Origin of the sequence: Parvularcula maris (assembly GCF_024505085.1) — a bacterium.
Taxonomy (GTDB): domain Bacteria; phylum Pseudomonadota; class Alphaproteobacteria; order Caulobacterales; family Parvularculaceae; genus Parvularcula; species Parvularcula maris.
Genome location: NZ_JANIBC010000010.1, coordinates 39,853 through 64,174, shown reverse-complemented (window position 1 = coordinate 64,174; position 24,322 = coordinate 39,853). Strand labels below are relative to the sequence as shown.

The following is a 24,322-nucleotide window of genomic DNA, read 5'->3' as shown; positions in this document are numbered from 1 at the left end:
GCTGAGCTTCGTTTCTTCGCTGTCGTCCTTTCTTGCTTAAGGGCCGCCCGTACCGGGATGGCACAGGGGGGCATTATTAGTGGGTCCGATTCTGCTGGAGAGTCGAGATGACCCGCCGCAGCCTCGCAATGTTGCACATTCGAGCTTGTGCCCACGAAAAGTGCGACTTACGAGGTAAATGGAAAGTTAACGCTGAGAGTCGGTTTCAACCTTCTCTTCAGACCAGTTTGCGGAGCGTGGTAGGGCATGGAGCATAGCGCGGCGACCAAGCGGGTGGGACGGCTGCAGAGCCGGTCGGTGGACCTCCTCGATGCCATGCGCGCGCAGATGCTGGGCGAGACGGACGACAAGGTTCTGCCCCTCCGCTTCAGCATCCGCCAGGCCGCCAAGATGGTCGGCAAGTCCGACATGACCATCCGCCGGGCAGAAGAGGCAGGTACCCTTCCCCCTCCCATCAAGCGTGAGAGCGGCCACCGCCTCGGCTTCAGCCTGGCCGAGATCAACCATATGCGCGACGTCTTCGGCACCCGTCCGCGCCGAGCCGAGAGCGATGCGCCGTTGATCCTAGGGGTTCAGAACTTCAAGGGCGGCGTCGGCAAATCCACCATCGCCACCCATGCCGCGCAGTATTTCGCCCTAAAAGGCTACCGCGTGCTGCTGGTCGATGCCGACCCCCAGGCGTCGAGCACCGGGCTTTTCGGCTACAACCCCGAGACCGAGATCGGCGAGGAGCAGACCCTCCTCCCTTTTCTGGAGCCTGGCGGGCGCGACGATCTCAGCTACGCCGTTCGTGAGACCTATTGGTCAGGCCTCGACCTCATTCCAGCCTGCCTGGGTCTTTATAATGCCGAGTACCACCTCGCCTCGACCGGCGCGGGCGGTGACCGGTTCGAGCGGCTGAGGGCGGGCCTGCGCGAGGCGGCGGAAGCCTACGACATCGTCGTCCTCGACCCGCCGCCCGCGCTCGGCATGATCTCCCTCAACGCGCTGAGGGCGGCCAACGCGCTCCTCATTCCCACCCCGCCGAGCTCCATCGACTATGCCTCGACAGTCAGCTTTCTGCGCATGCTGACCTCGGTGCTGGAGACGATGGAGCAGCACGGCGCGGTGATGGACTACCGCTTCGTCCAGCTCCTCGCCACGAAGGTCGACGAGAACAAGTCTGCCCATCAGGACATGCGCGACGCAATGCGTGAGATGTTTGCGGGAGACATTCTGACTACCGCGCTTCTCGACAGTTCGGAGTTCGACAACGCCTCGATCGAGATGCGCACCGTCTACGAGTATGATGGCCCCTCGAACAGGACCTACCGCCGGTGCCGAGCCAATCTTGACCGGGTGATGAACGATCTCGAGCTGGCCGTACGCGGGACCTGGCCTAGTCATGAGGCGCGGTTAAGAAGGGAAGGGGTAGCGTGATGTTCAACGCGTTGAACGCTCTTATATGTTGTTCTGGAACCGATAAGGTCATCAGAGGTTCCACAGCCACGCCTCCCTTTCGCCCGTTCAACGCGTTGAACGCCTCCAGGAGACCTTATCATGGCACGTAAACGTATTCTGCAGAACGCGGTCACCGCCGCGCGGGACAAGAGCGAGGAAACGACCAAGTCCGAAGGCCCTGCCATCAACCCGTTCGCCCAGCGAGAGGGGGCATTGTCCGACATTGCCCAGGGCCGCATCCGCGATGTTCGCCTGCGCATGCTCGACCCCAAGACCTGCCGTATGTGGGAGAAGCACAACCGCATCTACGACCTTCTCACCGCGGAGAACTGCGCCGATCTCATCAACTCGATCAGGGCGCAGGGGAAGCAGGAGATACCCGCTGTCGTCCGGCGCCTGAAAGGCGACCCGGAGGGCTACGAGTACGAGGTCATCTCCGGCGCACGCCGCCATTTCGCCGTCAGCTACCTGCGCGAGGCCGAGAACCGGAAGGAGATCTTCTACCTCGCCGAGGTGAAGGATCTGGCCGATGAGGAGGCCTTCCGCTTCGCCGATCTCGAGAACCGGGGCCGCAAGGACATCTCCGACTATGAGCGCGGGCGGGAGTATCAGAAGGCACTGCACGACTACTACGGCGGCAACATGACCCGCATGGCCCAGCGCATGGAGGTCTCCAAGGCGCTGCTGTCGAGCTACATCGCCATCGCCAAACTGCCCCGCGAGGTGCTCGACGCTTACGGCGACCCGCGGGAGATCGCGGTCCGCCACGGCCAGCAGCTCTCGCCGCTGCTGAAGGGCGCCAAGAGGGAGAAGGTGCTCGCCCGCGCCCAGGAGATCGCCAAGACCCAGGACCAGGCCCGCGCGCTCGGCGGCGGCACCTTCATCAATGGCGCCGAAGTGTTCAAGCTTCTCAAAGGATCGGTGCCGAAAGCCCCGGCGGAGAAAAAGGCCGTCAAAGAGGGAAGGGCAGGGGGCGGCATGGCCTTCCTCACCGGCCGGATCGAGGGGGACATTCTCAAGCTGGAGATCGACCTCGAAGCCGACCCGTCGAGCGAGGACCTCGCGGCGGCGGTGGTCCGTGCCTATGAGCGGATGAAAGGCAAGCGTGCTTAGGCTGCTCGTCGGCTCGGCTTTGGCGGCAGTGCTCTTATCCTCGCTGAGCGCGTTGGTGCTAGGCACGTTCTGGGGCATCACCGGCAATGTCTGCGCGCCGCCCGGTTTTGACTGGGGGAACTGCTACGAGGTACTGCCGAAGGCCGGCTGGCCGGTCGCGTTCTGGTTCGACCGGGGAGGGGTCTCGGTGGTTGGGCAGCTCGGCGCGGAGGATGTGTTTGATTTGACGCTGTTTGCTGCGAATACGGCCGTGTGGTCGGCGATAACCGCGGTCGCGGCAGTATTGATCAGTATGCGTCTTGAGCGCGGATCTCGTTGATAGCTGTCTACGAGCAGACGGGGCTCTCAGTGCCGGTGGCTCCTCCCCCCCCAGCTTGTCAGCGGCTACCTCTCTGTAGGGGGAGCGAGATAGAGAGCGGCGTTGGTTCTACTTCCGTCCCCTACGCAGTGGGTGAGGTGCCCATAGGGCGAGGGGGCTACTACTGGGTAGTGTCTCAGTTCGAAAGCATAGCAAGTACCGCCTCCCTCTCCCGCTTGCGGGAGAGGGACCGAGGGTGAGGGTCCTCTGAGCTCAGATCGTGATGGCAAGCGTNAAGCATAGCAAGTACCGCCTCCCTCTCCCGCTTGCGGGAGAGGGACCGAGGGTGAGGGTCCTCTGAGCTCAGATCGTGATGGCAAGCGTAGCAGAACGGCTTCGCCGAGGCCCTCACCCAAAGCCTGCTACGCAGCCTTTGACCTCTCCCGTGAACGGGAGAGGTGATCCCTGTTCAAACCCCCCGAACTCAATTCAAGCTGAGGCATTACCTACTACTGCACCTCGTAGACGATGGTCGTCTCGACGCCGTAGACCCACTGGGGTTCGCCGTTCACCACCTTGGGCCGGTAGCGCCAGCCCTCCACTGCGCGGATGGCGGAGCGGTCGTAGCAGCGGTCGCTGGAGGCGACGGCCCTGACATTGGTGGTCTCACCCGAGGGGGTCACGTCGAACTGCACGCGCACGCGGTGCTCAGCGGCGTCTCCCTTGATGCAGCGCTCGAAGCCCGAGGGGTTGGTCCGCACGATGGGGACCAGCGGCTCGTTGCGCGGCAGGTCGCCGATCTTATCGATGCCGTCGATGACGATGGTCCTGGTTCCGCCGCCGTCGGTAGGTCCGTCCAGGGGGCGGTCGGTGAAGGTTGGGGGCGGAGGAGGGGGGAGGTCCTTCGGTTTGATGGGACGGTCCGGAGGCGGGTCACCCGGATCAGGCCGCTGCGTGATCCTGATATCCGGCCGCTCCTTGGAGGTTCCCGGCGGCAGCTCGCTGGTGTCGATCACCCCTGCCATGAGAAGGAACAGAAACATCACCACTGCGCCTGCCAGCGGTAGGCCGATCAAGGTACGCCAGGTCATCCGAGTGCTCCTTATGAAGTCTCCCTGGGGAAAAGCGTCACCCAACCTTCCAATTGTGTCAATCGTCTCACGCAACCCAGGCAGCCGCGGCTGTTGACAGAAGGGTTCTGAGAGGAGCAGAGAGCGAGCAAGCGCCGATTTGACCTCTCAGCTTGCGGGGCGCTCGACAAATGTCGCTAAAGCGAGGGGTGCGTGAGGAAGAGGAACCTGTCTGTCCCGCCCTCGCGCATGCTTTGCCCCCCGCAAGCTTCCGGCCGGTCGGCGCCCCTCGTAAGGAGCGCGTGATGAGCTTTGCCGATGAACTCTACGATCCGATGGTCGAGCCTGGGGCGGTGTCCCAGGTGCCCGCTAGCGCGGCCGCCGGTATGCGCGATGCCGACTGGGAGGTGGACCCCCTATGGACGGCCCAATCCGGTGACCGTCTCGAAGGCGAAAGGGTTCGCTTGCGCTTCAAGGGCAACCCGCGCGGTCGCCGCATCCTGGTGCTCGGCGGCATCTCCGCGGGGCGGCGGGTCACCTCCTGCGACGACGGGTGGTGGGGCGAGCTCGTCGGGCCGCAGCGGGCGGTCTGCTGCGATAGGGACCTCATCATCGGCGCCGACTACCTGCCCGAGCACGGCGGGCAGGCGAAGCGTTTACGCCCAGAGGACTTCGCCAACCTCTTCCTGAAGGCGCTTCGGGACGAGGGGGTCGAGGAGCTGGGTGCCGTGATCGGCGCCTCCTTCGGCGGCATGGTGGCCCTGGCCATGGCAAGGCTCGCGCCCGCGCGGATCGGCAGGCTGGCCGTGGTCTGCGCAGCCCACCGGCCTCACCCCATGGCCACCGCCGTGCGCCACATCCAGCGGCAGATCCTCGAGCTGACCGAGGGGACCAACCGCGAGGCCGAGGGCGTCGGCCTCGCCCGCCAGCTCGCCATGACGACCTACCGAAGCGCCGAGGAGTTCGGCAGCCGCTTCGGCCCCGGGGGGGAGGACCTCGAGGCCTATCTCAAGCACCATGGCGACCGCTACGCCAGCACGGTCAGCGCCGCCCGCTACCGCACGCTCTCGGCAGCCATCGACGCCCATTCCGAAGACCCCAGCCTCATCAAGGTGCCGACCACGGTGATCGCCGCGGAAGGCGACCAGCTCGTGCCGCTGGAGCTGGCACAGGAGCTTGCGGCCCGCCTGCCCAAACTCGACCGCTACGAGGTGATCCCCACGAGATACGGCCACGACGCCTTTCTCAAGGAGACGGCGGCCATCGCGCCCATCCTCAAGGGCATGCTCTCGTGACGGAAAAGAGGAGCAAGCGCACCATCCTCGCCTCCTCGGCGGTGGCGGAGGACAGGGCCTTCGGCTCGGTGGCGCCGCCCATCGGGCTCTCCACCACCTTCACTTGGGACGACCACCGGGAGAAACCGGGCTACGACTACGCAAGGAGGGCGACGCCCAACCGCGACCAGCTCACCTCCTGCCTCGCGGAGCTGGAGGGCGCGGCCGGCGGCGCGGTCACCTCGTCAGGGCTCGCCGCCCTCGACCTCTGCCTCTTCATGGTGAGCCCGGGTGACCTCGTGGTGGCGCCCCATGACTGCTACGGGGGCACCCACCGGCTCCTGACCCACCGGGCGAGGCGGGGCCAGTTCGAGCTTCACTTCGCCGACCTGACCGACGAGGCGGCCCGCCGGGACGCCTTCGCCAGGAGGCCGAAACTCGCCTATCTTGAGACCCCCTCGAACCCTCTCATGCGCATCACCGATCTTGCCGCCTGCGCTAAGGAGGCAAGGGCTGCGGGCACGGTGACGGTCGCGGACAACACCTTTCTCTCCCCCATGCTGCAGAGCCCGCTGGAGCTCGGCTGCGACGTGGTCGTCCACTCCACCACCAAGTTCATCGGCGGGCACAGCGACGTGGTCGGCGGCGCGGCGCTGGCGAAGGATCCGGGCCTTGCCGAGGAGCTTGCCTGGTGGGCCAACTGCACAGGCGTCACAGGCGCGTCCTACGATAGCTGGCTCACCCTGCGCGGGGTCAGGACCCTGGCCGTGCGCGTCGAGGCGCAGCAGCGGACCGCGAGGAACCTCGCCCGGATGCTCGAAGACGACGAGCGGGTGAGGGCGGTTCGCTATCCGGGCTCCGTCAGCCATCCTCAGAAGAACCTGATCGCCCGCCAGCAGAAGGGGCCGGGGAGCATGATCTCCTTCGAGCTCCGGGACGGGCTCGAGGTGGGCGGCTTTCTGTCCGGCCTGAAGCTCGTCAACCTCGCCGAGTCCCTGGGCGGTTTCGAGAGCCTGATCTGCGTGCCGGACACCATGACCCATGCCGGCATGGAGGAGGCGGCGAGGCGGGAGGCCGGTATCGCACCGGGCCTTCTCAGGCTCTCGGTCGGTCTCGAGGAGGAGGAGGATCTGATGTCCGATCTGAAACACGGCCTGCGACAGGCCGAGGCTATGGCTTAAGCAACACACCTTGTCACGATCATGCGCGACAGGCCGCCGTTGGAGCAGAAAAACGCTTCGTAAGCTTGTATCCTGACAAGGATTGCTTCACCTCTTTGGTGCATAGCGATATCGCGGCTGCGAAGCCGCCTCGGTCAGGAGAGAGCACCATGCAGAAGAGCCCGTCCCCCAAGCCGGTCGTCCGCCCGGTCCCCACCCCCAAGCACAGCCCCGCCGCCATGGCGTCCAAGGGCAAGCCGGTGGCCGAGCGCCGCTCCCCCAACGCCGCCAATTTCGGCAGCTTCCTCGGCGCCGCTCCCTGAACCTCGGGGAACTTGTCCCCTAGGGCTGGACCTCAGGCACGATCGCGGCAAAACCCCGAGCTTCAGGCGGCGCCGGACGGCGATGCCGAGATCGGAAGGAGCGAAGCCGTGGCCCTGATGGACAGTCTCAACCCCGCGCCCGCCGACCCCCTTCTGGGGCTGATGCTGGCGGCGAGAGCGGATGAGAGGCCGGGCAAGACCGACCTCGGTGTCGGCATCTACAAGACCGAAGCGGGCGATACCCCCGTCCTCCGTGCGGTCAAGGAGGCGGAGCGCCGCCTTCTCGAGACCGAAACCACCAAGGCCTATGAAGGCCCTCACGGCAATCCTCTCTTCTGCGAAGCCATTGGCGAGCTGACGCTTGGCGGGCTCGGCGACCGGCACACGGCGTTCACGACGCCCGGCGGCTGCGGCGCGCTCTTCATCGGCATGCAGGCAGCCAAGCTCGCCTCGCCTGATGCGCGGCTCTTCCTCTCCGACCCGAGCTGGCCCAACCATGAGGGCATCGCCGCCGCCTTGGGCATCGAGACCGTCTTCTACCCCTATGTCGGAGACCGGACGGGCGCGCCCGACATGGATCTCGTGCTGAAGGGCCTGGAGGGTGCGAGGGCAGGGGACATCCTCCTGCTGCAGGGCGCCTGCCACAACCCGACGGGCACGGACTTCTCGGCCGAGCAGTGGGTGCGCCTCGCCGAAGAGGTGGAGAAGCGCGGTCTCCTGCCTTTCGTCGACACCGCCTATCAGGGGTTCGCGCGGGGCCTCGAAGAGGACGGGGCGAACGTAAAGGCGTTTCTGGAGCGTATACCCGAGGCGATCCTGACCTACTCCTGCTCGAAAAACTTCGGCCTCTACCGCGAGCGGACGGGTGCACTGATCATCCAAGCCCCAGGCGCGAAGGCGAAGGACGCCGTCGCCACCCAGACGGCGGCGCTCGTGCGCGCCTCCTACTCCATGCCCCCCTCCCACGGCGCCGCCATCGTCGCGACGATCCTGAACGATGCCGAGCTTCGCCGGTCTTGGGAGGAAGAGCTAGGCCAGATGCGCGGCAGGCTGAACGGTCTGCGCGAAGGGTTCGCAAGCGCTCTCGTGCGCGCCACGAACGACGACAGCCTTTCCCGGATCGCCGAGGAGAAAGGGATGTTCTCTCAGCTTCCCATCGAGGCGGAGGACACGCTGGTTCTGCAGCGCGAGAAGGGCATCTACATGCCAGGCTCCGGGCGTGTGAACATCGCCGGTCTCAAGGAAGACCGGTTGGGTGAGCTCGCCGCCGACCTCGCTTCCTACCTAGTCCGGTAGGCTGATCTTCCCCATGCCGATGGCCGGCGCACCGAGAATGCGGCTCTCGAAGACGGCAGGGTCGCCGGCCACCAGCTCGTTGGCGAGAAGCGCAAACAGCACCGCCTCCTTCGCATCGGGGTTCATCCCCAGCCTGTCCGTCGTATGAAGACCGACACTAGGAAGCGCCTCGGCGATCTGCCCACGGAGCAGCGGGTTGTGCGTGCCTCCGCCCGAAAGAAACACCGCATCGGGACGAAGCGGCGCGATGGCCTGGGCGATCGAGTGGGCGGAGAACCGGTTGAGGGTGGCCATAGCGTCCTCATGGGAGAGGCCGGGGGCCGTCTCTTCTTTCTTCGCCTCGAACCAACCTAGACTGAAAAGCTCCGGACCCGTCGTCTTGGGCACGGGCAGCTTCAGGAACGGCTCTTGAAGAAGGCGGACTAGAAGCGTTTCGCAGACCGTGCCGCGCTTCGCGACCAATGCGTCCTCATCATAGGCGAGGGGCGCGAAATACCGCCTCATATAGCCGTCCATGATGGTGTTGCCGGGGCCGATATCGGTGGAGAAGGCCCGGTCGTCTTGGTCCGCCCTCGGCAGAAAGGTGATGTTGGCGATGCCGCCAATGTTCAGCAGCACCCGCGTCTCGTGATGGTCGCTCATCAGGAGAAGGTCGCCGTAAGCTGCAAGCGGCGCGCCTTCCCCGCCCGCCGCGATCTGCTTCTGACGAAAGTCCGAGAGGGTGATGATCCCGGTGCGGACAGAAAGGTGGTCGCCATCACCTAACTGCAGGGTAGCGTTGGGTTTTTCCGGGCGCCCGTGAAGAGAGCGGGGGGCGTGGTAGACGGTCTGGCCGTGGCTGGCGATGAGGTCGACGCTGTCCTTATCCCTGCGCCAGTCCGCTAGCTGACGGTTGACGAGCTCCGCATGGGTCTCGGCGATGGTGACGTTCAACAGAGTCAGATCCTCGAGCGAGACCTGACCCTTAGCGAAGACCTCAAGCACCGCCTCACGGAACGAGGGCTCGTAGGGCGCCGTGGCGAACGTTTCCAGGGTGAAACGGGTATCGGTGCCCGAACCCTTTAGCCTGCAGAGCGCCATATCGAGACCATCGAGGGAGGTGCCGCTCATCAGTCCCAGGACGAAGCGCTCGCCCTTGGCTGCGATGGCGGAGAGGCGCGCAAGGCTCGCTGCGCTCATGCGGTCTGTTCCAGAAGGTCGAGACTGGCCAGCCGCTCCTTGGTTTCCTGGACCTCCAGCTCCTTCGGTCTAGCGTTCGCAATGGTCCGCACCCGGTCCGCCCGCGCCATGGTCTCCCGGCTGAGGGTTTGGGCCGCCCGCGCCACCTGCTGCATATCCTCCTTCACCCCGTTGCAGTGGCAGATGATCTCGCAGCCGGCGGCCAGCGCACGGCGGCTGCGCTCTTCGATCGTGCCGCCCAGGGCGTTCATGTTGATGTCGTCGGTGAGGATGAGGCCGTCATAGCCCCACTCGTCGCGGATCAATCCCTTGATGATCGTCTCGGACAGGGTGCCGGGGTTGTCCTTGTCGAGCGCATGGTAGAGCACATGGGCGCTCATCAGCATGGGCTCCTTCAGCATACGCTTGAAGGGCAGGAAGTCGCGCTCCTCCAGCTCCTCGCGGGCGGCGGTGACCTCGGGCAGGTTGTGGTGGCTGTCCGCATTGCCCCTGCCATGGCCGGGCGCGTGCTTGATGCAGGGCGCCACCCCTCCCTCCCGCATCCCGACCGCGATCGAGCGGCCCAGAAGCGTGACGAGCTCGGGATCGTCGCCGAGGGCGCGCTTCTGCAGGAAAGGGTGGCCGTCCGCCCCCACGACATCGAGGGTCGGCACGCAGTTGGCGTTGATGCCCACCTCTTTGAGCTCCATCGCCATCAGCCGGGCGTTGAGCCAGACGGCTTCGCTGGCTGTCTCGGGATCCTCCCTCGCCATCTCGGCGAAGCGGTGGGGGGAGGGGGGGTGGCGGAAGTTCGGCCCCTTGAGCCGCGCCACCGTGCCGCCCTCCTGGTCGACGAAGACAGGCGCCAGGGGATCGCCCGATGCCTCGCGCATCTCGTCCGTCAGACGGCGGAGCTGCTCGGCACTGTCGATGTTCCTGCCAAAGACGATGAAGCCGAAAGGCTGCTGCTCGCGGAAGAAGCCTTTCTCCCAATTGGTGAGGGTCAGTCCTTCGCAGCCATAGATAGCCGAGGTAAGTCCGCTCATCGGGCCTGTCTTCCTTCGCGTTGCGACCGCCCTTCCTCTCAGCCGATCTTAGCGCAAATGAGGCAGGAGCGGGGTTAAATCTCCCCCTTTGATTGTCGCGACAAGGTTAAGAGAGTCCGTAAAAATGTTCAGATCGGCAGCGCATCCGGCAGCGAGCTGTCCAAACTCACCCTCCCGACCCAAGAACCGGGCGGGTTCGAGGGCGGCGCAGCGGACAGCCTGGTGAAGGGGCAGGCCGAGACGGCTGACGGCATGACGGACAGCGGTGAGCATGGTGAGGTTCGATCCGGCGAGCGTGCCTGCGTCATCGGTCAAACGGCCGTTCTCTTCCCTGATCGTTTTGCCGTCGAACTGAAAGCTGCGAAGGTCCGTACCCGCAAGCGACATGGCATCGCTGACCAGGATCATCCGCCCGTCTGCCTTGGCCCTGAAGGCGAGCTTCAGGACAGCGTCGTGGATATGGTGCCCATCGGCGATGACCATGCACCAGGCCTCGCTCTCTAGGGCGGCCGTGACCGGTCCGGGCTCCCGGCTGAGAAGCGGCGGCATGGCGTTGAAGAGGTGGGTGAAGCCGCTCACCCCCGCACCGAGCGCGCCTCGGGTCTGATCGTAGTCCGCCGCGGTGTGGCCGGCGGAGAGCACGGCCCCCTGGGCCGCAAGCTGACGAAGGACAGAAGGCTCGTGCCGCTCCGGCGCGAGGGTGAGAAGGAGGCTGCCTCCCGGCGGCGGGGCGAGGGACCGGGCCTCTTCGGCGTCCAGCGTTCGGAAGTGCTTGTCGTTGTGGATGCCTCTTTTAGCAGGGGCCAGATGCGGCCCTTCGAGGTGGAGCCCGATCACGCCGGGGACGTTCTCCTCCAGCGCCGAGCGGATGGCCGCCGTCGCCGCCGCGCTCTTCGCCGGTGTGTCGCTGATCAGGGTGGGCAGGAGGCTGGTCGTGCCAAACCTACGGTGCGCCTCTGCGATCCGCATCATCGTCGCGACTGAAGGGTCGTCGTTCAGCAGCACCCCGCCGCCGCCATTGACCTGAAGATCAACGAAGCCAGGGGTTACGGTCATGCCCGAGAGGTCGTAGGTCTCGCCATTAGCGGGTAGGTCAGCGGAGAAGACCAGCCCCTCGATCAGCCCGCCGCGCAACAGCAGGGCCAGATCGTCCGCGACCCGGTCCGGCAGGACCAGGCGAGCTCCGGTCAGTGCGGTGAGAGCGGACGCCATCGAGATGGCCTGCGCTCAACCCGCGTTCTTCGCAAGGGGGGCCTGGCCGCCGCGGCCCTTATAGGTGGCGGCAATCGACTCCTTGAGATCCTCCGGCTTGACCGGCTTGGAAAGGTAGTCGTCCGCACCCGCCCCCATCAGCTCCTCGCGGGCTTCGGCGAAGGCGTCGGCGGTCACGGCGATGATCGGGATTGCCCGCTCGGGACCCTCCAGCGCCCTGATACGCCTGATCGCCTCGACGCCGTCCATGACCGGCATCTGCTTGTCCATCAGCACCACGTCGAAGCCGCCATTGGTGACCGCGGTGACGGCCTCCGCGCCGTTCTCGACGATGGTGAGCCCGCTGACCTTGTTCTTCAGGATGGCCTGGATCACCATGGCGTTCACCGCGTTGTCCTCCGCCGCGAGGATGCGCAGGGGGCGGAGGGTCTCTTCAGACGGTTCCTCGGCGCTCTCCTGCTCCTCCTCTTCGAGCGCGCTGACGGGGGCGTCGCTCGGCGGGATGGTGACCGTGATGCTCGTGCCCCGGCCCACGGCGCTCTTGACGGTGATGTCGCCGCCGAGAAGATCGGTGATCTGACGGCAGATGGCGAGGCCCAGCCCCGTACCCCCGAAGCTTCTGGTGCTGCCCGCGTCGATCTGGCGGAAGCTCTCGAAGATGCAGGCCTGGTCGGCGGGTGCGATGCCGATGCCGGTGTCCGAAACCGTCAGGGTGAGGTCGTCCTCGCCGCCGCCGGAAAGGCTGAGCTTGACCGAGCCCTCCTCGGTGAACTTCACTGCGTTGGAGAGAAGGTTGGAGAGGATCTGACGCAGGAGCTTGTCATCGGTGGGGAAGAGCTTCGCCGAGGGGCTGAAGGCGACCTCGAAGCCGATCTTCTTCTCCTTGGCCTTGGGCGACCAGAGGTTCGCCACGTCCGTCGCGGTGCGGACGACATCCACTTCGCTGATCCGCGCCTCCACCCGTTTGCCCTCGAAACGGGCCACATCGAGCACGTCGCTGACGATCGCGTGCAGGTGCTCGGCCGAGCGAAGGGCGGTGGAGAGCTTGAGATGGGCGTCGGTGCCCTTGGGCAGGCCCTGGACCACATTGGCGGTCAGGTTGATGACGGCGTTGAGCGGTGTACGGACCTCATGGCTGGTCGTGGCCAGAAACTCCGTCTTGGCGGCGTTCGCCTGCTCCAGGGCGGCGTTGCTCTCGCGGAGCTGGTCGTTGACGTCCTCGAGCTTGGCGTTGTGGGCCTTGGTGATGCGCTGCAGCCTGATCGACTGGCGGATGCGGGTGACGAGGAACAGGACCAGGGCGAGGGCCGCGAAACAGGCCGCGGTGCCGAGGGCGAGCTGCTGGCGGCGTTTGGCCTCGGACGCGGCGACTTCGGCCTCGAGGCGCTGGGAGCGCTCGTTCGAGATCTCCAGCTCCTTGGCGGAGAGCTCGAACTCGGCGTTGAGGATGGCGAGGTTGGCCGAGGCCGCGATGTCCCGCTCGGCATCGACGAGGCGCTTATAGGTCTCCAGATGCGCCAGCGCCCGGTCGGTCACGCCGAGCTCGCGGTAGAGGGCGTAGACCATCTGATGGGCCTCGCGTGAGGCTTCGGTGGCGGTCTTCAGGCTCTCGGCGGGGAAGTTGTTTGCGAGGGAGGCAAGGGCTTCCTGCGGCTTTCCCGCAGTGGCTAGAAGTCGGGCTTCGATCGCCCCGGCATTGGGGGGCAGGGAGAGGGAGGGGTTCTCGGCGATCAGCGCCTTCACCCCGGACAGGGCGTCTGCGGCGGCAGCCATCTCTCCGGCCTGCCACTCGACGAGGGCGAGGTTCGACTGGATGGTGAGCTGCCAGAAGGGGAGCGCCCTGACCGCCTCCATCTCCAAGGCCTCGCGCAGGAGCCTCCTTGCGATGTCGAGACGACCGGCGAAACGGTGGGCGTTCGCGGCGTTGTTGAGCCCGGCCACGGTGAGCATCGGGTCGTCGGCGCCGATGGCGCGGCTGCGCTCGATATATTCGATGGCGCGGTCGTACTGGCGGGCGTTCTGGTAGAGCGTGCCGATGGCCTGCAGCGAGATCGCCATGTAGCGGCGGTCGCCGAGCTCGGCGAAGACCGTGAAGGCCTCCTGGAAGTCCTTGAGGGCGCGGCCGTCCTGGCCGAGGCTTCTGGCGATGCGGCCATCGGCGATCAGCAGCTTGCCGTAGACCGGCGTGTTCTCCGCCTCGATGGTGGCGAAGACGTTGTCGAGATGGGTGCCCGCTTCCTCCAGGCGGCCCAGGCGGAACAGGGCTTCGGCCTCGAGCCAGGCCGCGCGCTGCAGGACGGCGGAGCGCGGCGTCGGGCCGGCCATCTCGAGGGCCGCGGCCTCGCGCGCCAGGGCAAGACCCGTTTCGGTGTCGGAGGGGACGGCAGCCTGGGCGCGTTCGAGCAGCGAGACGGGTCCCGTGCCGGCCTGGTTACCGGCGGCGGGCTGCAAAGCGGCTGCGCTCATTAGAGCAAGCAGGGCCGCGAGGGTTCTTTTTTGGCTCATGGTCGAAGCCTCGCTCACGGGAGGTCTCTAGATCACAAGGCATTAAGAATGTCTTCGCGGCTCCCCTCCTGGTTGTGCCCACGAAAAACCCGCCCGCCAGAGGGGAGCGGGCCATTGTCTTCCAGAGAAAGCCAGTGAGGCGTCAGAAAGCGGAGCGGAACCGGATGCCCGCCGTGGTGCCGCTCTGGCCCGCGGTCAGCAGCGGATCGGTGTCGTGCTGGGCGAAGAGGCTCAGCTCGGACCGGCCATCGAGCACCGGGCGGCCGTAGAGAACTTCCGCCACATAGCGGCGGTCGGCGCGGTCGACGCCAATGAGGTCGGCGGTGACGGCCCGCTCGCCGGTCTCACGGTCGATCACGTCAAGGGTGCGCAGGGCGAGATCGCCGCTCTCCACATGGAGGGGCTGGGCGATCGAGAAGCGCACCCGGTCCTCGCCGAAGAGGCCGCGCTTCGACACGGCGAGCTGGTAGGACGAGGTGAGAATGCCGCCCTCGTCGATACCGAGAAGCCCGCTGGCCGCGCCCGCCCCCGTGGTCCGGCCTGCACTGGCCGAGCCGGAGAGCTGGAGGCCGAAGGGCAGGGCGCTTTCGACGCCGACGGTCACCGCCCCGGTCTGCGCTGCCTCGCCGAAGCTCAAGCCGCCGACGCTCTGCCCGCCAAGGAAGCCCTGGCGCTCCTGTAGCAGCGTGTAGCCGAAGGTGAAGCTCGTGCCCTCGGTGACCGCGTAGCCCAGCGCAGCGTTGACGGCGGAGGCGCTGTAGCCCTCCGTACCCGCGACGCGCTCGGTCAGCTCGCCCGAGAACGGGTTGACCACGAGGTCGGCGTCCTGGCGGTGGGTGATGCCGCCCGAGAAGCTGAGGCGGCCCGTAAGCTGGCCTTCAAGCTGCAGGTAGGCGCCGCCCGAGGCGAGGCCGAGGACCGGGTTCACGCCGCCGGTGAGGACGTCGTGGTCGGAGACCATGGCGAAGCTGTCGCCGGTGAAGGCAAGGGCACCGGCACCGTGGCCGAAGCGGAAGGCAAGGCCGGTGCGCTCCGAGGTGAGCTCGCCATGGGTCTCGAAGGGCACGGCGCCTTCAGGCACGGCCAGGCCGTGGGCGGGCTTGCGCGCCTCGAGGGTAAGGGTGAAGCCCTGACCCTCGCCACCGAAGAACTGGCTGGCGACGGCGCCTGCATCGGTGAAGCCCTGACCGGCCACCGAGAGACCGGCCACCGACTGGATGGTGCCGATGGGCGTGCCCAGGCGGCCAGCGAAGACGGTCTCCGCCGCGGTCTCGAGGCTGACGCCGGGGTCGATGACCGAGGTGGTGAGGACGCCGACGGGGATCTCGAAGTCGCGGAACGTATTGCCGACGGTCTCGAAGGCGGTGAGGCTGGCGGTGGGATCGACCCGCGCCATGAGCTGCGGGGTGAGGCCTGCGCCGATGACGGAGGTGCCTAGCCCTGCGCCCTCGAAGCGGAGGGCGTTGATGTCCAGGGGCCGTTGCGAGGCCGAGACGTTGAGGAGGCCGTGGCCGTAGACCGCGTCCACACCCGGTGCGCCGAGGTCGTCGGCGGAGCGGAAGAGGATCTCGGCGGTGGCCTCGGGCTCCTGCTGCAACCACTCCCAGCGGCTCTGCAGGAGGGCTGCGGCGCCGGAGACGATGGGCGTCGCGAAGCTGGTGCCGGAGGTGCGGCCGATGCCGTCCTCGGTGGCGACCAGGAGCTGCTGGCCAGGGGCGACCAGGAAGCGGCTGGCCATGGAGACGCAGTCGCTGCCGACGGTGAAGCAGGCATCGCCGGGGGTGTTGGAGAAGCTGGCGATGTTCCCGCGCGGGTCGATGGCGCCGACCAGGATGATCCGCTCCACGGCGCCGTGGGTGCCGTTCATGTTGACGTCGAACTCCTGGACGACGCCGTCATTGCCGGCGGCCAGGACGAAGAGCGCGTCGCGGGTCGCTTGGGCGACGCGGCCGTTCTGGAAGACCTCGTCCCAGCCCTCGGCAAAAGTGGCACCGCTCTCGCCGATGGAGAGGTTGATGATCGAGGCACCTGCGCGGCCCACGGCGGTGATGGAGGCCATCACATCCTGCTCGTCGGCGTAGCTCTGCGCATCGAAGGGGTTGGAGAGCGTGACGGTGGCGTTCGGCGCCACGCCCATTACGCCCTCGCCGTCCAGCGCCCCGGCGGCAAGACCCGCCACGGCGCGGCCGTGGTTCTGTCCGGCGAAGATGCCGCCGTCGAGCTCGGGGGCTTCGGCCAGGGGGCCTGCGCCTTCGAAGGCCTGGTCGACGACGCCGATGGTGACGCCCTCGCCGTAGCCCGCGATCTCGGAGAGGCGCGGCGACCATTTGACGGCGCTCATCCAGTGGTCAGGGTGGTCGACGCCGACAAAGGTGAAGAGCTGGTCGTTGAAGTCGATCAGGAAGCGCGTGCGGTCGGCCTCGCTCATGGCGAGGAAGTCGCCGAAGCCCGAGCCTTCAAGACCGTGCTTCTCGAAGAAGCCTTCCAGGAAACCTTCGGTGAAACCAAGGCCCGTTTCGGCTTCGATCAGGCTGCCGTAGCGCTCTTCGGCGCGGGTGTAGAGGTCCTGATAGGTGTCGTAGGCACCGATCAAGGAGCCCACGGCGCTGGCCACCTGGGTCATCTGCTGGGTGAGGCCGGAGAGACCACCCATCGCGCCCATCACCCGCTGCACCTCGGCAAAGGCGAGGGGGTCGAGGTGCATTTCGAGGGCGACCATGTCGAGGCTGCCCAGGGTCTGTTCGAGAGCGGCGAGTTCCGCGGCCAGATCACCGAGCTGACGCAAGGGATCGAGGTGCATCTCGAAGCGCTCGAAGGAGATGCCGTCGCCCGAGAGGCTGAGCGCGTTCAGGGCGCGCAGCATAAGCGGATCGAGATGCATCTCCAGCGGGTCCAGATGCATTTCGAGGGGGTCGAGGTGCATCTCCAGGGTCCGCAGGTGGGCACTCAGCACGTAGAGCTGCACGGCCAGCGGATCGAGATGCATCTCCAGGGGGTCCAAATGCATTTCGAGAGGGTCGAGGTGCATCTCAAGCGGATCCAAGTGCATCTCCAAGGGATCCAGGTGCATCTCAAGGGGATCGAGATGCATTTCGAGCGGATCCAGATGCATCTCTAGAGGATCAAGGTGCATCTCCATGGCAGAGGCGAACAGGCCCAACGGGTCGAGATGCATCTCCAGGGGGTCCAGATGCATCTCCAGCGGATCGATGAAGAGCGCCAGCGGGTCGAGGTGCATCTCAAGGGGATCAAGGTGCATTTCGAGCGGATCGAGATGCATCTCCAAGGGATCCAAGTGCATCTCCAGCGGGTCCAGATGCATTTCGAGAGGATCGAGGTGCATCTCCAGCGGATCGATGAAGAGCGCCAGCGGGTCGAGATGCATCTCAAGGGGATCGAGCTGCATTTCGAGCGGATCGAGCTGCATCTCCAGCGGGTCCAGATGCATTTCGAGAGGATCGAGGTGCATCTCCATGGGCCGGAAGGTACCCCAGAAGAGGCTGCCCTGACCGGACATCATGGCCTGGTTGCCGCTCAGACTGCCGTATTGAAGGGCGACGAAACCGAGAGCGAGGGGATCCAGATGCATTTCGAGCGGGTCAAGATGCATCTCCAGCGGATCCAAGTGCATCTCCAGCGGATCGAGATGCATTTCCAAAGGATCCAGATGCATCTCCAGGGGGTCCAAATGCATCTCGAGCGGGTCCAAGTGCATCTCTAGGGGATCAAGATGCATCTCGTTGGCGGTGAAGATCGTGGAGCCGAGAATCTTGCTCAGCGGATCTAGGTGCATTTCCAGGGGGTCGAGATGCATCTCTAACGGATCGAGGTGCATTTCGAGCGGATCCAAATGCATCTCAAGAGGGTCGAGGTGCATCTCCAGCGGGTCCAGATGCATTTCGAGAGGATCGAGGTGCATCTCCAGAGGGTCGAGGTGCATCTCCAGAGGGTCGAGGTGCATCTCCAGAGGGTCGAGGTGCATCTCCAGCGGGTCCAGATGCATTTCGAGAGGATCGAGGTGCATCTCGCGGACGGTGAAGTCCGTTGCAAACGCCGTGCTGCCGACGATTCCTGCGACCAGTGCCGCGGCGCAAGTGCTGACCAGATACTTCTTCATGTGTCTGCTCCCGGCGGGCGTAAACACGCGGCGCCCCTGCGCCTGCCCGCACATTAGGAATCTGTTAGGGCACAATCTCAACTTTTACGCAACCATAGAGTTTGGTTCCGGGACGGAAACCGGTCAGGTATCTCGGTTAGCGTGACTCGTTCACAGCCCAGTCGCCGCCTGGGTTAAGCGGTTAAAGGTTAAACTTGTTAGGTTCTCACAGTGAATCCCGTTAACCTTCGATATGGTTTCACGCTACAACCTGGAGTAGAGACGCGGATTTCCGGCTTGCGCGGAGTGGTCCTTGTCGGGCATAGGCTGGCCCTCCCGGACGCGACCTAAAGGTTCCCATGCGCCTCACCATGCTCAAGGCGAAGCTCCACCAGGCGACGCTGACCATGACGGACCTCCACTATGAGGGCTCGATCGCCATCGACACCGAGCTGATGGAGGCTGTGGGCCTGCTGCCCAACGAGAAGGTCGATGTGTGGAACATCACCAACGGTGCGCGGCTGACGACCTATGCCCTGCCGGCGGAAGCAGGCAGCCGCCAGATCATGCTCAACGGCGCCGCAGCTAGGCACGCCCACGCAGGCGACCGGGTCATCATCACGGCCTTCTGCGAGGTGGACGCCGAGGAGGCGGAGACCCACCGCCCCGTGGTGGCGCTGATGAACGAGGACAACAGCGTGAAAGAGGTGATCAGGGGGTAGGGTGTGTCATCGAAGGCAGCATGTCGGTGTGCGAAGCCTCGAGTCCTTATTGAGCGCTTTCCCATGGCTTGTCCGTGGGACCCATCACCGGAAGTCTCACTCGGTCATCTACTTTGAGGAGTTGGGCACCACGGTCTCCGGCTTCGCCTGCGCCGTGGTGAAGCGTCGTTAAGAGGCTTTCAGCAGCTCGATCCGGTTCGAAGGCAGGCGGTCAGGTATCCGGAAGTCCTGCCCCTCCCGCTTGGCAGATGGTTCCCCATCGGCCATGTCAGGCGTCATGAAAAGCCATGTTCTCAAGGCTGCTGGTGCAGTCCTGGCGCTGAGCGCCGCCCTCTCCCCCGCCCTCGCCGAAGAGCTGACCATCGAGCGGCTCTATGACAGCCCCTCCCTGACCGGCGCCGCGCCTAGGGCGCTGGCCTACTCGCCGGACGGCTCCATGCTGACCTTCCTGCGCGCCAATGAGGAAGATCAGGCGCGGCTCGACCTCTGGGCCTATGATGTAGAGACCGGTGAGGCGTCGATGCTGGTCGATTCGAAGACGCTGGAGCCCGACGACTTCGAGCTCTCGGAGGAGGAGAAGGCGCTGCGCGAGAGAAAGCGCATCGCCAGCTCCAAGGGCATCGTGCAGTATCAGTGGGACAGCCAGGGCGAGCAGATCCTGGTGCCTTCGGCCGGGGACCTGTTCCTGGTGAACGTTGCCGACAAATCGGTCCGCCGCCTGACCGAGACCGAGGGCTTCGAGTACGATGCCAAGGTCTCGCCGTCCGGGGGCTATGTCAGCTTCCTGCGGGACGGCACGCTCTACGCCATCGACCTCGCCAGCGGACGCGAGCAGCGCCTGAGCCCTCGCGGAGAGGGCGCGGTCTCATACGGCACGGCGGAGTTCGTCGCCCAGGAGGAGATGAGCCGCTACACCGGCAACTGGTGGAGCCCCGACGATTCTTACGTCGTCTATACCCGCACCGACGAGAGCACGGTGGACATTATCCCCCGCTTCGACATCGCGGCGGGCGACGTGACCGTCATCGAGCAGCGCTATCCCCGTGCAGGGCGCCCGAATGCGGTGGTGGACCTCTTCATCCGCGAGCCGGGCAAGAGGCGGCAGGTGAAAGTGGAGTGGGGTGCCTCCCCCGACACCTACCTGGCCCGTGTGCACTGGGCCGGGGCGGAACGTCTCTTCATCGAAACGGTGAACCGCGACCAGACCGAGCTGACCCTCTCCAGCGTGGACCTACGCTCTGGCGAGGTGACCGAGGTGCATACCGAACAGCAGCCAGCCTGGATCAACCTGTCGGACGATTTCCGCAGCCTCGACGAGGGGTTCCTGTGGACCACGGAGGAGACGGGCTACCGCCACATTCTACGCTTTGGCAAGGACGGCGAGCCGGTGCAGGTGACCTCCGGCGACTGGCAGGTGCTGGGGATCAGCGCCGTGGATAAGGAGGCGGGCGAGGTCTACTTCACGGCCAACCGCGAGACGCCGCTGGAGCGCCACCTCTACAAGGTGAGCTACCTCGAGCCTGGCGAGCCGGAGCGGATCACCGAAGAGGGCCGCACTTGGTCGGTGCGCATGGCGCCTGACGGCAAGAGCTTCGCGGGCACCTCGCAGAACGCCAACACCCCGCCCCAGACCGGGCTCTATACGGCCGATGGCGAGCTCATCACCTGGGTGGCAGAGAACGCTTTGGATGAGGACCATCCCTACGCGCCCTATCTCGACGCCCACTCGGCGCCGGAGTACGGCACGATCGAGGCCGAGGACGGGCAGGTCATGCACTACCGCCTGATCAAGCCCTATGACTTCGAGCCGGGCAAGGAGTATCCCGCAATCCTGCAGGTTTACGGCGGCCCCCATGTGCAGCGGGTGACCAACAGCTTCACCGGCGGCTCGCTGCAATACATGCAGCAGCAGGGCTATGTGGTGTTCCAGCTCGACAACCGCGGCTCCTATAACCGCGGCAAGACGTTCGAGGACGTCATTCACCGGCAGATGTCGGATATCGAGGTGGCGGACCAGCTGCAGGGTGTGAAGTGGCTGGCTTCCCAGGACTTTGTCGATGCGGATCGGATCGGCGTCTCGGGCTGGTCTTACGGCGGCTACATGACCCTGCATCTGGCGCTGCGCGCGCCCGAGGGGACGTTCGGCGCGGCCGTGTCCGGTGCGCCGGTGACGGACTGGTCGCTCTACGACACATTCTATACGGAGCGCTACATGGACACGCCCGAAGGCAACCCTGAGGGCTATGAAAGCTCGTCCGTGTTTCCTTACTTGGATGATCTGGAGACGCCGCTTCTGATGATCCACGGCATGGCGGACGACAACGTGACCTTCGACAACTCGACGCGTGTTTTCGCCATCCTTCAGGAGGGCAACAAGGAGTTCGAGATGATGACCTATCCCGGCCAACGCCACGGCGTGGGCGGGGAGGGCATCTCCGAGCACCGGCTGGGGACGACTATGCGGTTCTTGGATAAGTATCTGAAGGCTGTGGAGTAGTTTCTTGCGCCTCCCTCTCCCGCCCCGCGGGAGAGGGACCGAGGGTGAGGGTGTTCTGAGCGCAGGTTTCAGTGTTCAGCGCAGCGGTACGGCTTCGCCGAAGCCCTCACCCGAAATCAGATAGATTTCGACCTCTCCCGCAATGCGGGAGAGGTGAAGTAGCTGCCCACTACAATTCAATCTAAATCCTCCGCCTTCCTACAACCTCCCCTCAACACCTCGCCCCCACGCTTTCTTCTTGGTGCTGGGGCGGGGCTGTTCATGGGAGGGACTTCCGTGCCTGATTTTCTTACCGGCAATATGGCCGGAACCGCGCTGGTCATCGCTGGCGGCATGACCGCGCTCTATCTGGCGCGGGCGCCGATGCGGGGCGTGCTGACCGATACCAGTTCAGCGCTCGGCAGCGGCCTACGCTTCGCCTCGCGCTCGCTCCTGTCGCTCCGTAAGCGGCTCGTCGACCGTAACCGAGAGGTGCTCCTTTCCGCAGGCCGTGAGGCAGCGGCGCGCATGGTGGAGCGTGAATATGAGCGCTTCTCCGACAAGGTGCATCGCGACCTCGGCGACTATCCGGCGCTGCACCAGTCCCTCGCGGAGCGCGCGGGGCAGCTTGATGAGGACTATGCCAAGTCCGCTTCGCAACCCCCGGAGCCGCCAGGTTGGGCCGAGGCCGTCGAAGCTGTCGCGCAAGTGCCGGGTACGTCGGAAGGCGTGCGCAGCCAGGTGCTCGAATCGATCCACAGCTCGTTCAAAAAGGCGGGCGAGGAGGCAGGCCGTGCGTACCGGGAGGACTCCCGCCAGCGCCATAAGCACCTGCACGACATGGCGCCGCACTGGCGCGAGAGCGTGAAGCTGCTCGGTCAGGTCAAGACGCGGATGGAGAGCCTCCAGGCTCGCGCGGCCAGCGTCGATGAGCAGATGACGCGCTTCGAAAGCATCCACCAAGACACGGACGAAGCGGCGATCAAGCTGCAGAGCTCCGCCCTCGTGCAGTTCTTCACGGCAGGCCTCGTCTTGCTGATCGCGGCGGGCGGCGCGGTGGTGAACTTCCACCTCATCGCCCGGCCGATGTCGGAGATGGTCGGCGGCAACACCTATATCGGCACGTTCAAAACCGCCGATATCGCCGCCTTGGTCATCATCCTGGTCGAGCTCTCCATGGGCCTCTTCCTGATGGAGTGCCTACGGATCACCTCGCTCTTCCCGGTGGTCGCATCGCTCGCCGACAAGACACGCCAGCGCCTGGCGATCGTTAGCTTCGCGCTGCTTCTGTCGTTGGCATCCGTCGAGGCGGGCCTTGCCTATATGAGGGAGCTCTTGCTTCAGGACGAGCTTGCCACCGCCGCCGTCCTTCGCGGCGAGGCGAGCCAGGGCGCGGCTTTCCTGTGGATCACCACGGCGGCGCAGATGGGGATGGGCTTCATCCTACCCTTCGCTTTGACCTTCGTGGCCATCCCGCTGGAGACCTTCATCCACTCCATGCGCGCCGTGCTCGGATGGTCGGCGTCGGGTGTGCTGATGGTGACTGCCTTCACCTTTCGGGTGGCCGCACGCCTCTTCGAGGAAGCGGGCAAGGTGGCGGTCCAGCTCTACGACGTGGCGATCTTCGCGCCGCTCTGGATCGAGGGCCGGGTCAAGGCGCTACGCGGTGACGATTTGGAGGTCGTCGGTGCAAGGAGGGTGCTGAAAGATGCGGAGAGCCGCTTGAAAGGCCCTGCTGCGGAAGCGGCTTAGTCGCCTCCGCCGTCATCCCGGAAAGCCGCAAGGCTTATCCGGGACCCATGGACCACCGGCTGTTCATTCTTGCAGCCTCAGTCCATGGGTCCCGGCTCAAGGCCGGGATGACGACTGGAGAGACGAGATGCCGCCCATCTTACACGAGGGAACCACACCATGAGAAAACTCATCCTGGGACTGACCGCTGCTGCATCCGCCGTTCTCGCCGGTTGCGGGCAGCCGCCCAACCGCTCCACCGGAGTCTACATGCTGATCGATACGTCGGGAACGTATACGAAGGAGATCCAAGAGGCACAGGCGATCATCAACGTGATCCTCGCCACGCTCGAGCCCTCCGACGCCTTCGCCGTGGCGCGGGTCGATACGGCCAGCTTCTCCGAGAAGGATATCGTGGCGAAGATGCAGTTCGACGACCGGCCTTCGGTGGCGAACCAGCAGAAGCGTCAGTTCAAGGAGGACATCGACAGCTTCGTCGGCGGCGTCGCGCCCTCCTCGCATACGGACATCACCGGCGGGGTGCTGCAGGCCTCCGAGTTCCTGATGGAGAAGGGGTCGGGCAGGAAGGTGATCTTCATCTTCTCCGACCTTCAGGAGGACCTGCCCGAAGGCTATGTGCGCGACCTGCCGCTGGACCTTCGCGGGGTGACGGTGGTGGCGCTCAACGTCACCAAGCTGCGCACGGACAATATCGACCCGCGGCTCTATCAGGGCCGGATCGAGGACTGGCGCACGCGTGTGGAGGCGGGCGGCGGCACCTTCCGCGTGATCAACGATCTCGACGGGCTGGCGCTGCCCTTCTAGCTTGCGCAAATGTCATCGGAGCGCGGGAGAAAAGGTTCCCCTTCCGCCGCCCGCTTCGTTCCGGGTACGAACGCAAAAAGAGGTCTAAGGCGTTAAGAAGCTTAAGCTTTAGCGCGGCGATGTGAGGCCGGGCTTGGGTGACTGGAAGGGCCTCCGGTGGCAGGAGCGGCGGGCCACTTCACCGTTTGGGAGCTGCCCATGCCCACCGCCTTTCGCCCTATCGACCCCCCCGTCCGCGAAGCGTCGGGTCTTGCTTTGAGCGGCGAGGTGGTGGTGCCCCTCGACGCGCCGCCGCTTCTCAAGCTCGCCGAGCATCTTCGCGCCTACGGCCTCGTGGCGGTGGCCTTTCCCGGCCACGTGCTGGTCCTTTTTGGCGGCAGGGACGGCTGCTGCGGGCTGAACGCCGAGATCCGTATCAGGACCTTCTCCGAGGCGAGGGGGCTCTTGAGGGGCGTGGCCCCCATGCCTCTCACGGCAGCGTGATCCGGCTTGCCCCCTTGAGGGCGGCGGGGTCTGGCCGCTTCACTGGACAGAAGGTTCTTTTCGGCTAAGCCAGGCCCCACTGACAAGATAAAGG

Annotated in this window: 18 protein-coding genes; 12 read left to right on the top strand and 6 right to left on the bottom strand. The window is 65.5% G+C overall.

The window, feature by feature from the left end:
- The first annotated feature begins 246 nt into the window (after positions 1 to 246).
- The 3 genes from NOG11_RS11410 (at position 247) to NOG11_RS11400 (ending at position 2,872) form a co-directional block, all read left to right on the top strand.
- The gene (locus NOG11_RS11410; RefSeq protein ID WP_256619893.1) at positions 247 to 1,419 is read left to right on the top strand and encodes an AAA family ATPase; all 1,173 of its coding nucleotides are present in this window, start codon (positions 247 to 249) and stop codon (positions 1,417 to 1,419) included.
- 120 nt (positions 1,420 to 1,539) lie between these two features.
- Positions 1,540 to 2,553, top strand: coding sequence for a ParB/RepB/Spo0J family partition protein (locus tag NOG11_RS11405; protein WP_256619892.1), 1,014 nt, complete (start codon positions 1,540 to 1,542; stop codon positions 2,551 to 2,553).
- Positions 2,546 to 2,872, top strand: coding sequence for a hypothetical protein (locus NOG11_RS11400; protein ID WP_256619891.1), 327 nt, complete (start codon positions 2,546 to 2,548; stop codon positions 2,870 to 2,872). Before NOG11_RS11405 ends, NOG11_RS11400 begins: the two co-directional genes overlap by 8 nt.
- A 488-nt stretch (positions 2,873 to 3,360) precedes the next feature.
- Here the strand turns inward: NOG11_RS11400 and NOG11_RS11395 are convergent, their stop codons facing one another.
- Positions 3,361 to 3,942, bottom strand: a complete 582-nt coding sequence (locus tag NOG11_RS11395) for an energy transducer TonB (protein WP_256619890.1) — start codon at positions 3,940 to 3,942, stop codon at positions 3,361 to 3,363.
- 284 nt (positions 3,943 to 4,226) lie between these two features.
- On the opposite strand from NOG11_RS11395, the gene NOG11_RS11390 reads away from it, so the two are divergent.
- The 4 genes from NOG11_RS11390 (at position 4,227) to NOG11_RS11375 (ending at position 7,974) form a co-directional block, all read left to right on the top strand.
- Positions 4,227 to 5,216: an alpha/beta fold hydrolase gene (locus tag NOG11_RS11390; protein ID WP_256619889.1), complete on the top strand. Its 990-nt coding sequence runs from the start codon at positions 4,227 to 4,229 to the stop codon at positions 5,214 to 5,216.
- Positions 5,213 to 6,376 carry a PLP-dependent transferase gene (locus NOG11_RS11385; protein ID WP_256619888.1) on the top strand — a complete coding sequence of 388 codons (1,164 nt, stop codon included), beginning with the start codon at positions 5,213 to 5,215 and terminating at the stop codon, positions 6,374 to 6,376. Before NOG11_RS11390 ends, NOG11_RS11385 begins: the two co-directional genes overlap by 4 nt.
- Positions 6,377 to 6,525: 149 nt before the next feature.
- Positions 6,526 to 6,678: a hypothetical protein gene (locus tag NOG11_RS11380; protein ID WP_256619887.1), complete on the top strand. Its 153-nt coding sequence runs from the start codon at positions 6,526 to 6,528 to the stop codon at positions 6,676 to 6,678.
- Positions 6,679 to 6,795: 117 nt separating this feature from the next.
- The gene (locus NOG11_RS11375; RefSeq protein WP_256619905.1) at positions 6,796 to 7,974 is read left to right on the top strand and encodes an amino acid aminotransferase; all 1,179 of its coding nucleotides are present in this window, start codon (positions 6,796 to 6,798) and stop codon (positions 7,972 to 7,974) included.
- On the opposite strand, the gene NOG11_RS11370 is transcribed toward NOG11_RS11375, so the two are convergent.
- The 5 genes from NOG11_RS11370 to NOG11_RS11350 all read right to left on the bottom strand — a co-directional run bounded on the left by NOG11_RS11370 (position 7,963) and on the right by NOG11_RS11350 (position 18,012).
- Positions 7,963 to 9,153, bottom strand: coding sequence for an anhydro-N-acetylmuramic acid kinase (locus tag NOG11_RS11370; protein WP_256619886.1), 1,191 nt, complete (start codon positions 9,151 to 9,153; stop codon positions 7,963 to 7,965). The genes NOG11_RS11375 and NOG11_RS11370 overlap by 12 nt on opposite strands.
- Positions 9,150 to 10,178 carry a beta-N-acetylhexosaminidase gene (nagZ, locus tag NOG11_RS11365; RefSeq protein WP_256619885.1) on the bottom strand — a complete coding sequence of 343 codons (1,029 nt, stop codon included), beginning with the start codon at positions 10,176 to 10,178 and terminating at the stop codon, positions 9,150 to 9,152. The genes NOG11_RS11370 and nagZ overlap by 4 nt, the downstream gene beginning before the upstream one ends.
- 48 nt (positions 10,179 to 10,226) lie before the next feature.
- The gene (gene nagA / locus NOG11_RS11360) at positions 10,227 to 11,390 is read right to left on the bottom strand and encodes an N-acetylglucosamine-6-phosphate deacetylase (RefSeq protein WP_256619884.1); all 1,164 of its coding nucleotides are present in this window, start codon (positions 11,388 to 11,390) and stop codon (positions 10,227 to 10,229) included.
- Between the two features lie 15 nt (positions 11,391 to 11,405).
- A complete protein-coding gene (locus tag NOG11_RS11355) occupies positions 11,406 to 13,895 on the bottom strand; it encodes a tetratricopeptide repeat-containing hybrid sensor histidine kinase/response regulator (RefSeq protein WP_256619883.1) in 2,490 nt (829 codons plus the stop codon).
- Positions 13,896 to 14,037: 142 nt separating this feature from the next.
- Positions 14,038 to 18,012 (bottom strand): S8 family peptidase, encoded by a 3,975-nt coding sequence (locus tag NOG11_RS11350; protein ID WP_256619882.1) that lies wholly within the window; start codon positions 18,010 to 18,012, stop codon positions 14,038 to 14,040.
- Positions 18,013 to 18,350: 338 nt separating this feature from the next.
- Between NOG11_RS11350 and panD the strand changes: the two genes are divergently transcribed.
- From panD to NOG11_RS11325, 5 genes are all read left to right on the top strand, one after another.
- Positions 18,351 to 18,713: an aspartate 1-decarboxylase gene (gene panD / locus NOG11_RS11345; protein ID WP_256619881.1), complete on the top strand. Its 363-nt coding sequence runs from the start codon at positions 18,351 to 18,353 to the stop codon at positions 18,711 to 18,713.
- Between the two features lie 277 nt (positions 18,714 to 18,990).
- A complete protein-coding gene (locus NOG11_RS11340; RefSeq protein WP_256619880.1) occupies positions 18,991 to 21,210 on the top strand; it encodes a S9 family peptidase in 2,220 nt (739 codons plus the stop codon).
- 276 nt (positions 21,211 to 21,486) lie between these two features.
- Positions 21,487 to 22,941 carry a hypothetical protein gene (locus NOG11_RS11335; protein WP_256619879.1) on the top strand — a complete coding sequence of 485 codons (1,455 nt, stop codon included), beginning with the start codon at positions 21,487 to 21,489 and terminating at the stop codon, positions 22,939 to 22,941.
- Positions 22,942 to 23,100: 159 nt separating this feature from the next.
- Positions 23,101 to 23,745 carry a vWA domain-containing protein gene (locus tag NOG11_RS11330; RefSeq protein ID WP_256619878.1) on the top strand — a complete coding sequence of 215 codons (645 nt, stop codon included), beginning with the start codon at positions 23,101 to 23,103 and terminating at the stop codon, positions 23,743 to 23,745.
- A 198-nt stretch (positions 23,746 to 23,943) separates the two neighbouring features.
- On the top strand, positions 23,944 to 24,228 hold the full coding sequence (locus NOG11_RS11325) for a hypothetical protein (RefSeq protein WP_256619877.1): 285 nt from the start codon (positions 23,944 to 23,946) through the stop codon (positions 24,226 to 24,228).
- Positions 24,229 to 24,322 lie beyond the last annotated feature (94 nt).